This is a genomic window from Lacipirellula sp., from assembly GCF_965279485.1.
GTDB lineage: Bacteria > Planctomycetota > Planctomycetia > Pirellulales > Lacipirellulaceae > Lacipirellula.
This window is the reverse complement of sequence record NZ_CBDIIC010000002.1, coordinates 682,714-696,363: the sequence shown is the minus strand read 5'-3', so window position 1 is coordinate 696,363 and position 13,650 is coordinate 682,714. Positions and strand designations below refer to the sequence as shown.

6 protein-coding genes are annotated in these 13,650 nt (G+C 62.6%); 1 reads left to right on the top strand and 5 read right to left on the bottom strand.

Annotation, left to right across the window (positions count from 1 at the left end; genetic code table 11):
- Positions 1-15 precede the first annotated feature (15 nt).
- Complete coding sequence (locus ACQY7R_RS10315) at positions 16-3,165, top strand: DUF6298 domain-containing protein (protein ID WP_428305519.1); 3,150 nt, start codon at positions 16-18, stop codon at positions 3,163-3,165.
- 34 nt (positions 3,166-3,199) lie between these two features.
- On the opposite strand, the gene ACQY7R_RS10310 is transcribed toward ACQY7R_RS10315, so the two are convergent.
- The 5 genes from ACQY7R_RS10310 to ACQY7R_RS10290 all read right to left on the bottom strand — a co-directional run bounded on the left by ACQY7R_RS10310 (position 3,200) and on the right by ACQY7R_RS10290 (position 13,601).
- Positions 3,200-5,203, bottom strand: a complete 2,004-nt coding sequence (locus ACQY7R_RS10310) for a glycoside hydrolase family 127 protein (protein ID WP_428305518.1) — start codon at positions 5,201-5,203, stop codon at positions 3,200-3,202.
- 155 nt (positions 5,204-5,358) lie between these two features.
- Positions 5,359-6,939, bottom strand: a complete 1,581-nt coding sequence (locus ACQY7R_RS10305) for a DUF5060 domain-containing protein (RefSeq protein ID WP_428305517.1) — start codon at positions 6,937-6,939, stop codon at positions 5,359-5,361.
- A 281-nt stretch (positions 6,940-7,220) separates the two neighbouring features.
- Entirely contained in the window at positions 7,221-8,663 is a 1,443-nt protein-coding gene (locus tag ACQY7R_RS10300) for a DUF1501 domain-containing protein (RefSeq protein ID WP_428305516.1), read from the bottom strand.
- A 112-nt stretch (positions 8,664-8,775) separates the two neighbouring features.
- Positions 8,776-11,973, bottom strand: a complete 3,198-nt coding sequence (locus tag ACQY7R_RS10295) for a PSD1 and planctomycete cytochrome C domain-containing protein (RefSeq protein ID WP_428305515.1) — start codon at positions 11,971-11,973, stop codon at positions 8,776-8,778.
- Positions 11,974-12,215: 242 nt separating this feature from the next.
- Positions 12,216-13,601: a Gfo/Idh/MocA family protein gene (locus tag ACQY7R_RS10290; protein WP_428305514.1), complete on the bottom strand. Its 1,386-nt coding sequence runs from the start codon at positions 13,599-13,601 to the stop codon at positions 12,216-12,218.
- Positions 13,602-13,650 lie beyond the last annotated feature (49 nt).

Below are 13,650 nucleotides of genomic sequence, written 5' to 3'. Positions count from 1 at the left end.
TGTCGGTGGCTGTCGATGCACCGCCGGTTGTTGTTCGTGGCTCTGCTGCTGTGCGCACCTGGCGTGGCGGAAGAGTGCTTCGTTGGCCGACAAGCCGCCGCCGACGATTTTGCCGTGCAACTGGGGCGCGACGGCCGGTTGCAGTATCGAGCGGATGAACTCGGTAATCGCATTCCCGATTTTTCGACCTGCGGCTACGCCGGCGGCAATCGCGATGTTCCCGACGTGCCGGCCGTCGCCGTGGTGCACCCTGGAGAGGGCGACGACGGAGCGCGCCTGCAAGCGGCGCTCGATCAAGCGGCGGCGCTGCCGCTCAGCGAGAATGGCTTCCGCGGCGCTGTTCAGCTCGCGCCAGGTGAGTTTCAAGTCGCCGGCCAACTCATGCTGAACGCTTCGGGCGTCGTGCTCCGCGGCGCGGGGGCGACGGCAGAGGGAACGATGATCGTGGCCAGAGGCAGTGACCGGCGGTCGCTCATTCGCGTCGCCGGCGTCGACGATCGCACTCAGCCGACCGCAGCAAGCCTTCGTCGGGTCGTCGACGACTATGCTCCCGTCGGCGGTGTGACGGTGACGCTCGATTCGGCCGCCGGCCTCAAAGTCGGCGATGCGATCGTCGTGCGTCGTCCCAGCTCCGCTGAGTGGGTCGAGCAACTTGGCGCGGATGCGTTCGGCGTCGGCTGGCGTCCAGGTTCGCGCGACATCGCTTGGGAGCGAACCATCGCTGCCGTCGATGGCAATCGTGTGACGCTCGATGCACCGATCACGACCGCGATCGAAGCCAAACTTGGCGGCGCAACGGTGGAGCCGCTCCACTGGCCTGGCCGCATTACGAACGTCGGCATCGAAGATCTCGTGCTTGCCTCCACGTTCGACAAAAACCATCCAGCCGACGAAGAGCATGCTTGGCATGCCGTTACCGTCGAGAATGTCGTTGACGCCTGGCTGCGGCGGGTCAAGTGCCGACACTTCGCTGGCGGCGCGGTCGCCGTGTGGGAGACCGGCGTCCGCATCACAATCGAAGATTGCCTGTCGCTCGCGCCAGTCTCCGAACTCGGCGGCCGCCGCCGCATGGCGTTCTTCACGCAGGGGCAGCAGACGCTCTTCCTCCGCTGCTGGAGCGCGGAGGGCATTCACGATTTCGCGACCGGCCACTGTTCAGCCGGGCCGAACGCTTTTGTGAACTGCTTCGCCGCGCGAACGCACGGCGACAGCGGCCCGCTCGAGAGTTGGACCTCGGGGCTGCTATTCGACAACGTCCGTATCGATGGCGGCTGCATTGCTTTCGAGAATCGCTGGGCCGCGCCGGCCGGCTGCGGTTGGGCTGCGGCGAATTGCGTGGCGTGGCAGTGCCAAGCGGCGCAAGTCCGTTGTTTCAAACCTCCCGGCGCGAACAACTGGACGATCGGCGTGTGGGCCAACGTCGTCGGCGATGGCGTGATCGAGGGAATCGGTGACTTTGTCCAGCCGCTCAGTCTATTCCAAGCCCAACTCCGCGAACGCCGCGGCGACGCGGCCGCGCGTCGGATCGATCCGCTCTTGCTCGATCCAATCGGTTCGACGAATCCAACGATCGCTCAAGCCAAAGATTTTACGAGGCAATCCGCCGAGCCGCCGAAGCAATTGATTGATGTGATTCGCGAGCGTATGGAGGCCGCGGTGAAGAGCGGGCTGATTCAACAAAGTCTCATGAAAGAAACTGCGCCGTCTCGTTCCCCCATCGAGAGCGTCGACCAGCAAACGCAAACCAAGCCGCTCCGCGTGCGAAACGGTTGGCTCATGATCGGCAATCGGGTCGCCGCCGGCCGCACGCTAACGCCCAAGTGGTGGGCCGGCAATATTCGCCCCGCCGAGGCGCCCGCCTTCGGGCCGGCCATCACCCGATTCGTCCCCGGCCGCGTCGGCAATGGCTTCACTGATGATCTCCCCGCGCTGGCGACCCGCATGGGCGCCGACGGCACGGTCGCCTACGACCATCACTACGGCCTCTGGTACGACCGTCGCCGCGACGAGCATACGCATGTGCGACAAGTGAATGGCGAGGTCGAAACGCCGTTCTACGAACAGCCCTTCGCTCGCAGCGGCGAGGGCGCCGCTTGGGATGGGCTGAGTCGCTACGATCTCACGCAATTTAACCCCTGGTATTGGAATCGACTGCGCGACTTCGCCAAGGAGTGCGACGACAACGGTCTCGTGTTGCTCCATCAAAACTATTTTCAGCACAATATTATCGAGGCAGGCGCGCACTGGGCCGACTGCCCTTGGCGGCCGGCGAATAACGCCGATGGCCTTCTCTCCTTCCCCGAACCGCCCCCCTACGTTGGCGACAAACGCATCTTTCTCGCGGAGGCGTTTTACGACGTCACGAATCCACAGCTGCGCGAACTCCATCGCGGCTACATTCGCCAATGTCTCGATAATTTTGCCCACCGCACGAACGTCATCCAACTCACCAGCGGCGAGTTCTCCGGGCCGCTTCATTTCGTCGAATTCTGGATCGACGTCATCAGCGAATGGGAACGCGAGACAGGTCGCGACGTGCTAGTGGCCCTGAGCGCGCCAAAAAATGTGCAGGACGCGATCTTGGCCGATCCAGTGCGCTGCAAGGCAGTCGACGTGATCGACATGCGCTACTGGGCTTACACGGCCGACGATGGGCTGTACGCCCCCGCTGGCGGCGAGAACCTGGCGCCCCGCCAACACTTGCGACAGACCAAACTCAAACCTGGCGGCGCCGCGGCGATTGTGCGAGCGGTGCGCGAGTATCGCGAGCGCTATCCAGAAAAAGCGATCACTTACTACGCCGACCAGAATTGCCCCAGCGTTCACGACGGCTGGGCGACGCTCATCGGCGGCGGTTCGCTGGCCGACGTACCGCGACTCCCCGCGGGACTCGCCGAGGCGTTGCCTGAGATGACGCCTGACGCCAAGCTTAAGTTGAGCTCGAACCAGTGGGCGCTCTCACAATCGGGCCGCTCTTACTTGATCTACACTGCCACAGCGAATGAACCACTTAACTTGAAACTGCCAAAGGGCAACGCATCGTACGAAGTCCGCTGGATCAATGCGACGACTGGCGCCATCGCTGAAGGCTCAGACATTCACGGCGGCGCGGCAACTTCGCTGCAGCCGCAAGAAAAGATCGCGTGGATCAGACGGCGGAAGTGATCTTGCGTGCGCGGCTCGCTTACACAGCGCATCATCAGTGTCGCGGCAGCCACACGCTCATCTCGGACGCTCCGCGATTCGCCCACGCGTAGTACGGAATCAGCCGCAGCTGAACTGACCGACTCGCATCGTCGCGCACCGATGGCCGATAGAGCCGCCCCTTCCAATCGCCGCCAGAGCGGACTGTCGCCGTCGTCTCCACAACCGTCACCCCGCCAAGCAGTTGGTCGTCATGCTTAGCGTTTAGCGGCACATCGGCATCGATAACGATTTCATGAACGCGAACGCCGGCAGGCAAGTCGGGCGATTCCAGGCAGTAGACAATCGGCCCGCGCTGTACTGCCAATTGGTTACGAGTTTCCTCCACTTGCGGATGGGCTTCGATCAACCGCGGCGACATCGGCAGTGTGAGCGTCACCCGATCACCTCGCGTCCAGGCACGCTCGATAGTGAAGTACTCACCAGCCACAGCTTTCTCCGACAGCTCCTCGCCGTCGAGACGTACCATCGCACCTTCGCACCAAGCAGGGATGCGCAGCTTCAGTGCGAGCGGCTCCTCGCGACACTCTTCAATGCTAAAATCAATCCGCCCGCCCCACGGGTAGTCGGTCTGCTGCGACATCGCGAACGGCTGGCCGCCGAGCTCCGTCTCGATGCGATTGCCGCCGTACAGATTCACCCACAGCTCGCTCTCGGTGCGGCTATAAGCCATCCCGCCGATTTCCGCCAACGTTCGCAGCACGTTCGGCGGGCAGCAAAACGACGTCACGAATGGCACGCGCGTCCGCGACCAGCGGAGCGGCGTCGGCTGCGGTTCGACGTTCCGCAGCGGATTCACATAGAAAAAATCATCGCCGTCGAGACTCGTGCCCGCGAGGATCGCGTTGTAAAGCGAGAGCTCGATAACGTCGATGTACTTCACCTCGCCGGTCGCCAGGAACATCCGCCAGTTCCACAGCACATTGCCAATCGCGGCGCATGTTTCATTATGGGCCGTCGCGTTGGGAAGCTGATAATTGCGGCCGTAGGCCTGATGAACGCGAGTGAGTTGCTCCTGCTGCTCACTCCCATCGGGCGACGCGCCATCGTACAGAGCCCCGCAGCCGCCTGTGATGTAAAGCTTTTGCTCGACGACGTTGTGCCAAATCGCATTCAGCGGTTTCAGCAACTTCTCGTCGCCCGTTTCCAGATAAAGATCCGCGGCGCCGGCATAAAGATAGTTCGCCCGCACGGCATGGCCGGCCGCTTCGCGCTGCTCGACGAACGGAATACGATCCTGGTTGTCGTCGCCGCCGATCGGCTGGCCCGACTCGCTCACGCCAAGGTTGCGCATGCCGAGAAATGTCTGCGCGAGCGTCATGTATCGCTTGTCGCCCGTCGTGCGGTACAGCTCGATCGCCCCCATGTAGTGCGACGGGCAAACCGAGTTTCGCGCCAATTCCGGCGTCGGCGCTGCGAAGGTGCGGCAAAGAAAGTCGGCCGTCCTCCGCGCCACTTCTAGAAACCGGTCATCCCCAGTGACGCGGTGGTGGAGGCACGCTGCCGTGAGCAGGTGCCCCATGTTGTACATCTCAAAATTGTGCCGGTCCGCAAACGGCTGCAACGACTCGTCGCCGTTGCGATGCGCGATGAGCACTGGCGTATGGAGATACCCGTCATCCCGTTGAGCCTTCGCGATCACTGGAATCGACTCGTCGAGAATCGCCGCGAGCTGCGGATCGCGCGTCACCGCGTAGACCGTCGTCACCGCTTCCAGAAACTTGTAGAAATCGCCGTCGTTCCAGGGGGCGCCGTGATACGCCCCTTCGGCGTCGCCCGCGGCGATCTTAAAGTGCCCCAAGAATGGCTTGTACTCGCCGTCGCGCATCAACTCCCACATCGCGGGAATCGAACGCTCGCGCAGCGTAGCAAAGCGCTCAGCCCAAAACCCCTCGGTCCACGCGACGTCGGCGAGTGGAATCGACTGTAGTTTTGTGTGCGGACTTCGCCGCGTATCGACGACCTCGCTCGCTCTGGCTTGGATAGCGAGAAGGAGCACTGCCGCGAGAGTCCAGACGGGTACGGCGTTGAGACATGTTACATCTCTCGCAAAGGCGCAGAGGCGCAAAGGAATCGCAAAGGAAGAGATTCTTTGCGCTGTCGTTGCGCCTTCGCGACTTTGCGAGAATATTGCACGCATAGTTACCGAAAAATTCATCGAGCGGAGACGACTTTCGTGATTCGCAGCGCCTGCCAAGGCTTCCCCGGCAGCGGCACGCTCCGACCATCTTGATCAACGAAGACATACTCCGACTCGCGCCGCACGACGAACGGCTCGTCGATCGGCGTCACCGCTATGTTCCAAGTGTCGAGCACCTCCACCCGAAACGTGTCGCCATCCTTCAGCTCATAACGCGGCAGGAAAAACTTCCATTCGCGGGGAGTCTCTTTGCCGAAGTAGACGAGGTAGTACTCGCCCGGTTGGCCGACGATGTTCGGGTACTGCCACTTATCGATCGGCTCCAGCCCCAGTTTTGTCGCTGTGCTGAGGATCTCGGCGAGGAACTTGATCCGCGCCGGGCTTTCGCCTTTGAGCGTTCCCCCCTTCGCCCACCAGAGGACGTCGTCGTCAGCGAGGTAACATTCGCCGTGCCCGGGATACGTGCCGGCGACGATGCACTCCCAGCAGCGGTGAACCATTTCCTCTGCCGAGAGATTTCCCCAGCGGCTGGGTATGTCCCCCTCGTACTTGATTTCGTCGAACAAAATTGGCTTGCGATACGCATCGCGATACAGCACCGCCCGGCCCGCTTCCTCAGCCGCGGACCCGTTTTGAATGCTTGCATGCGTGAGCCGCGGGTTCGTGTGGTTGTAGAGCACACGGCCGTTGTGGAGCGACGTCAGCCGATCGTACGGGTCGGTTCGATCGACCACCTCGATCATCCGATCCCAGTCGCTCTCTTGCTTCTCCAACATGAAGTCGTACTCGTTGGCGAGCGACCACCAGACGTTGCGATACGCCGCAAGCCGGGCGACCAAGTACCGCAGATAGCGATCATCAGCCTCGTCGGACATCCGATCAAACCCCCAATGCCCTTCGTCGTATGGGTGCAGCAGAATGACGTCGGCCTCGATGCCGAGCTTTTGCAAATCGACGATCCGCCGTTCCAGGTGCTGGAAGAACGCTGGATTGAATCGAGTAAAATCCCATCGATCGGGCGCCTTCCCCTCGAACGCATAAAGCGGCGGTTCGTTCTCGTTCCACTTGTAGCGCTTTGGGAAGACGCACATACGCAGCTTGTTGAATGGCGCCGCGGCGAGCGTCCGCAGCGTCGCTTCCTCAAGCTCCGCGGGCTGACTCGTCCACGCATAGCAGGTCGTCCCGATGGGGCGGTAAGGCGTACCGTCGGCATAGGCAAAATGAAACTCGTTCTTCACGACGACGGGGCCATGGTTGTCACCGGTCGGCGTCGTTGCGATCAACTCTCCGCTCTTGCCTTGCAGCACTGGTGCGTTGGAACTCGTGCGATAGGTCCACTTGCCGACGCTCGGCGGACTGAAGCGGATAACGTAGCGTCCGTCGCCGTCGTAAAATCCCGGCACGCGCAGTCGACGGTTCGCCTCATCGGCAAAATCGGCCGCCAGGTCGACATCGACAAACGGATTGCCGTCGGCCGGCCCAGCGAGCACGACCTCATGCACACCCCACTGCTCGCACTGCGGCGTCGCCCCGGCCGCAGCGCATGCAGGCAGCGCGAACGCCAAGGCCGCCATCAGACCGAAGAACTGTTTCACGGAAGAGTCGTCCGTCGAGTGACAAGAAGCGAGAAGAGTGCAGCCACTCCAGTCTTAGCGCTTGCCCGCTCTGATTTCAATCGACGCGGCGTCAGAGCCGCCAGATTTCCGAATCGCCGATAGGCATTCGAGAAACGACTTTGTTTGCGTCGCCGCGCCTTAGCGTGAGATCGGCAGAAGAAGATGTCTCTCGCAAAGGCGCAAAGGAATACGCAAAGAAGAATAGGAGGAGTGCGATTGCAGTACGGAAACGCTTTGGCGTTTTCTGCGCCTCTTCGCGGCTAGGCAATGATTTCTTTCACGACGCGCGCCGGTTCGACGCCGGTGAGCTTTTGCTCAAGCCCTTGGAACTTGTAGGTCAGCCGCGTGTGGTCGAGGCCGAGTTGGTGCAAGATCGTCGCGTGGAGGTCGCGGACGTGGACCCGGTCCTGCGTGACGTTGAACCCGAAGTCATCGCTCGCGCCGAGTGTCACGCCCGGCTTCATGCCGCCGCCGGCCATCCACATGGTGAACGCGTTGGGATGATGATCGCGACCGGCGCCGACGTTGTTGGGGTTCCCCTGCACCATCGGCGTGCGGCCGAACTCGCCGCCCCAGATGACGAGCGTCTCGTCTAGCAGCCCGCGCTGCTTTAGATCGCGCACCAGCGCCGCGCTCGGCTGGTCGGTCTTCTCGCAATTCTTCTGCAGGTCCGGTACGAGATTGCCATGCTGATCCCACGACTCATGAAAAATCTCGACGAAGCGGACGCCGCGCTCCACCAAGCGTCGTGCTAGCAAGCAGGTATTAGCGAACGACGGCTTCCCTGGCTCGGCGCCGTACATCTTCAGGACATGCTCTGGCTCGTCAGCGAGGTTCATCGCCTCGGGAGCGCTCGCCTGCATCCGATACGCCATCTCGAAAGAGTTGATCCGCGTGGCGATCTCGGGATCGCCGACCACGTCGAGATGCTGCCGGTTGAGTTCGTTGATCGCATCGAGCGAATCACGCTGCAGGCGGTTGTCGACGCCGCGTGGGTTCGAGAGGAACAGCACCGGATCGCCGCTCGTGCGGAGCTGCACTCCTTGGTGCACCGTCGGCAGGTAGCCGCTTCCCCAGTTGGCGCTGCCGCCGCTGGGGCCTTTGGCGCCGGTGCTGAAGACAACGAAGCCAGGAAGGTTCTGCGATTCGCTGCCGAGGCCGTAAAGGCTCCAAGCGCCGATCGAGGGCTTGCCGAACTGCTGGCTGCCGGTGCTCATCATCAACTGGGCGGGCGCGTGATTAAACGCGTCGGTCGCCATCGATTTGACAATCGTGATATCGTCGGCGATGGTGGCGAGGTGCGGCAGCAGCTCTGAGAGTTCCGCGCCGGATTGGCCGTGCCGCGCGAACTTGAACTTTGGCCCCATGAGCGTCGAGTTCGGATTGATGAACGCCGCGCGATAGCCGGCGAGCAATTCCGCTGGCGGCAACGTGCCGTCGAACTTGGCGAGTTGCGGCTTGTTGTCGAACAGCTCGAGATGGCTCGGCGCGCCGGCCATAAACAAAAAGATGACGTTCTTTGCCTTCGCCGGCAGGTGGGCCTGCTTCGCCGCGAGCGGATCGGCCGCCGCCCGGGCGACGCTACTCCCCAGCAGTTGGTTCAATGCAACCGTCCCGAGTCCAACGCCGCATTCTTTGAGAAACCAGCGGCGAGCCAGCTCCCGCGGCGGCAGACCAACGTGTTGATGCGATTGGCAGTTCATTCTTTACTTTCACCACGAAGGCACGATGAGCACGAAGGAGAGCACAAAGACCTTAAGAGGTCAGTTCCAACCTTTGTGCGTTCTTCGTCTCTTCGAGTCTTCGTGGTTTGTACTACTCTTTGGTTATCGTCTCATCCAAGTTCAGCACCACCCGTGCGAGCGCCGTCCACGCGGCGAGGTCGGCCGGAGCGGCGTCGCCCGGCAGCGGTTTCAGTTTTTTGCTATCATCGTCCGACAGCAATTGCCCCGGATCGGCGCCGTCGGCTTGAAAACGCAGCTTCTGCTCGCCAAGGAATTTGGCGAGCGTCGCCAACTCTGCCGGCGCGGGCGAGCGCGACAGACAGCGGCGCACCGCGTAGCGAATCCGCTCCTCATCCCCCTGCCCTCCCTCCACGACGATCCGTCGGGCAAGTTCTCGCGCACACTCAAGGTAAAGTGATTCGTTGAGCGTCGTGAGCGCCTGCAGCGGCGTGTTTGAGCGTGGCCGCCGGACGCAGGCGACGTCGCCGCGCGGAGCGTCAAAGCTTTCGAACGCCGGGTATGGCACGCTGCGGTAGCGGAAGGTGTAGAGAGCACGGCGATACTTGTCGGCGCCGGCGTCGTAGTCCCAAATCTTTGGGCCGTAACTTGTCGGCGGCTGAAACAAAAACTCCGGCGCCGGCGGGTAGACGCTCGGGCCGCCGATTTTCTGCGTGAGCAAGCCGCTGACGGCGAGCGACACGTCGCGCACCGTCTCAGCGTCGACGCGATACCGCGGGCCGCGGGCAAGCAATTGGTTGGCCGGATCGCGGGCGAGAAGTTCCGGTGACGCAGCGGCCGCTTGCTGATAAGTCGCTGAGCTGACGATCAGCTGGTGGACGTGCTTCTGGCTCCAGCCATGCTCCATCAGCTCGCAGGCGAGCCAATCGAGCAGCTCGGGGTGCGTCGGCAGGTCGCCCTGCGTGCCGAGATCTTCGGCGGTCGTCACCAGGCCGCTGCCAAAATAGGCTTGCCAAATCCTGTTCACCGCCGCCCGCGCGGCCGTCGGCGACTTTGGGTCAACGAGCCAGCGGGCAAAGTCCAGTCGCGTTGGCCGCTCCGCGGCGAGCGGATGGAGGAACGACGGCACGCCCGGCGTCACCGCTTCGGCCGGTTGGAGGAAGTTGCCCCGTTCGAGCCGATGGGTTGGGCGGAGTTGTTCGCGCTCGGCGAGAACGAGCTGCGTCGTTCCGCGGGGATGGCTCTGCCAGAGGGCGTCGAGCCGGCGGTTCGTTTCGGCGAAGTCGGCGACCGTCGTCCGCCAGTAACTGAAGAGCTCGGCTTCCTGGTGAGCAGAGCGCTCAGCGAGGGGAATCGCGAGAATCTTCCGTACGGCGGCGGGGATCGCGTCGGCCTTCGCGCCGTCCGCGCCGGTGACGGCAAAGCGAAACCGGCCCAGGTTATTGTTCTGATTGGCGTCGCTATTCCACCCCCCATGCTGCTGCACGAGCGTGAACGTCAGCTTCGTTCCCGCCTTCGCGTCAATCGGCTTCTCCAGCACGAAGACCGCCTGATGCGGCACGTTGCTGCGACCCGGGCCAATGTCGCCGCTCCAGGCGGTGAGATTGTCGCCGTCGATGGCGTACTCAATCGGTCCGGTAAGGCGACGCTGCTTACTCTGATCGTCGAACGCCACGTCGAGCGGCCGTCCGGGCGGATCGGCGTCGGCTGTTGCCGAAACGATTTTCTGCTCGACGCGCTTGTTGGGTTCTGCCGCGAAGTTAGCCGCGACGCGCATCTCGGTAAGGCCGAACATGCCGTCAATCGACCTGCCTGGCCCGCCATGCGGCAGGTTGGGATCGTTGAGCAATTCGAGCCGCACCGCCGAAACCTTCGCGTCAGCGTCGAGCGTCACGGTAAACTCGGTCGCATGCTTCGTCGGCGCATAACCCGCCGCGAGCACCGAGCCATCCTCCAGCAGGTAGTGTTTCTGCCCGCCGCTGGCATCGAGTTCCGGCCGCACGACGCTCCATTGCGACGAGTCATCGGTAACGCCCGCCTCCCACGCCGCCAGTTTTTCTTCCCAATCGGGCGTTGCCGCTTTGAGCTGATTCTCCAAGCGATCGATTAGTTCACGCGTCGCCGCCCACTCGGCGAGCTCGCCATCGGTGTAAGCCGAGGTTTGTGCTTCGTCGCAGTTGTTGAGAAACGCAAACAGTCGGTAATAGTCGGTATGCGTGATCGGATCGTACTTGTGCGTGTGGCACTGAGCGCACTGCACCGTTAGCCCAAGCACCCCCTTGCCGATCGCGTCAATTCGATCGTACATCGCCTCCATCCGGAACTGCTCAGGGTCGATGCCCCCCTCTTCATTGATCATCGAGTTCCGCAAGTAGCCCGTCGCGACGCGCTGATCTTGCGTCGCGTTGGGTAGCAGATCGCCGGCGACTTGCTCGACGACGAACTGGTCGTACGGCATGTCGGCGTTGAAGGCGTCGATTACCCAGTCGCGGTACATCCAAACAAATCGCGGCTTGTCTTTCTCGAACCCGTCGGAGTCCGCGTAGCGAGCCGCATCGAGCCACAGTCGCGCCCAGCGTTCGCCGTAGGCCGGCGAGGCAAGCAGCCGATCGACTTGCCGTGCGTACGCGCTAGCCACATTTGCCGTCGCCGCGTCGGCCGATGACTTGCCGGCCAGGGCCTCGGCAGTCGCCAGTTCCGCTTCAAACGCTGCGAGTTCCTCCAGGGTAGGCGGCAGCCCGGTCAGGTCGAGCGACAACCGCCGCAACAACGTCTGCGGCGAAGCCGCTGGCGATGGTTTGAGGTTCTCGCGATCGAGCCGATCCAAAACGAAGGCGTCGATCGGGTTCTTCACCCACGCCGCGTCGCTCGTCGCCGGCGCTGCCGGCTTCACCGGCGCCACGAACGCCCAGTGCGGCTTGAACTCCGCCCCCTGCTCCACCCACCGGCGCAGTATTTCAATCTCTTCAGTCTTCAGCTTCTTGCCCGAATCGACTGGCGGCATCACCATCGATTCGTCGTCGCTCGTGATGCGGGCGATTAGCTCGCTTTCCTCAGGCGTGCCGCGCACGATCACCGATTCGGCGCCGCTAACTCCATCGCTGCCTGCTGCTTCGAATACGTCGAGCCGCAGGTCGGCCTCGCGGTGCGAAGGATCTTGCCCGTGGCAATGGAGGCAGTTCGCCGCAAGGATTGGCCGCACGTCGCGGGTGAAATCGACCGGCGGTCGCGCCTCGTCTGCCACGGCGTCGAGCGCACCCAGGCCCAACCACAGCGCGAACGCAGCCGCGCAGCAGAGCGATTCAAAACAGCGACGAGACGAAAAGAGCATGTCGGCGTCTCACGGAGTGAGGCGTGCCGGCGCGGAGCATCCCCGTCGGCAGGTGGCGGCCGTCAATCATTATAGCCAACGACGACGGCAATCATAACCGGCCGATTCAGAACTCGCGGCGACTGCGCCATCATCGTTGAACCAAAGAGAAAAGCGGCGTCTCTCGCTGGAAGAGACGCCGCTTCGTCGTTCAATCGTATCGCCCGCGCATCGCTCGATCGGAACGAGCGCGAGTGCAGTCGTTACGCCTTATCGGAATACTCGCGGCCGCGAATTTTCCCAGGGTTCGGCACTGGGTACCGGCCTTGATCGTCCGGAGTCAGCGGCGCTTCCTTTGTTTGCGCGAAGTCCGCCACGCCCGGCGCCATTTCGTGCTTGCAGTTGAGCATTTGATCGTAAGTGACCTCCTGCCCCGTGTGAGCCGCCATGCGACCCATGCTCGTCACCAAGCTCGCTTCAATGCCGCGCGGCACTTCGTTGTATGGCGTGTCGTGGACGATCGCGTCGATGAAATCCTGCCATTCCAACTGGTAAGGATTCGCTTCGGGCTGCGGGTACGCCCACACCGTGCTGTCGCGATCAAGCTTGTGCCCCTTGAACGTCTTGCACTTGCCGGGGTGATGGCCCGACGCGCTAACGATCGCCGAGCCCTTGCTGCCGAGCACCACGCTCGACATATCGTTGCGACAGCCAAGCATCGTGCGGCCGTCGAAGAAGAACGACGTGCCGTCATCGAACGTGTACTCAACGGCGTACGTGTCGAAGTTCTGATCGACCGCGTCGCCGCGGTAGTGGCGGCCGCCGAGTGCTTGGGCCTTCACCGGCCACTTGTTCTTCATCCAGCAGACTTCGTCGATCTGGTGAATGTAGAAATCGCTGAACAACCCGCCGCTCGCCCACAGGAAGCTGTGGAAGTTTTGCACCTGCCATTCGAGTTCATCCCGTTCGGCCGGCTTCGCGTTGCTGAAGCACGTTCCCACGGGGCCGTGCATCCGATACGCCCGCATGGCGACGAGATCGCCAATCTCGCCATCCTGAATCCGTTGGTGGAGTTCCTGACGGGCGCGGCAGTGGCGAACCATCAGCCCGACCGCCGTCTTCAGATTCTTCTCATCGGCTTTCTTCGCCAACTCCAGCATCCGCTTGCCGGTCGGGCCGTCGGAAACGAGCGGCTTCTCCATGAAGACATGGACGCCCTTGTCGATGGCGTACTGGTAATGCACCCAGCGGAACGCCAGCGGCGTCGCGAAGATCGCAATGTCGCCGGGGCGGAGCGCGTCGATCGCGTTTTTGTAGGCATCGAAGCCGATGAAGCAGCGCTCTTCGGGAACGTCGATCAACTCCGGCTTATTTGCAAATTGTTGCCGCAGGGCGTTGAGGCTTTCGTCAGCCTTCTGCTTGAAGACGTCGGCGACCGCGACCAACTTGATCGGGTAACCCGAAGCCGTCAGCGCATCAACCGCAGCGCCGGTGCCGCGTCCGCCGGCGCCAACCAGCGCCACCTGAAACTGATGGTTCGCCCCCGCCTGTGCAAACACGTGCGGAGCACGCAGCGCGCCGAGCGCCGAGACGGCCCCGGCAACTTTGATGAAGTGGCGACGATCAGCGGGGAGTTCGGGAAGTGGCATGTTGGGCTCCTACCTGGGTTTGAAGCGGTGGGGTGTCATCGGGCGCCGC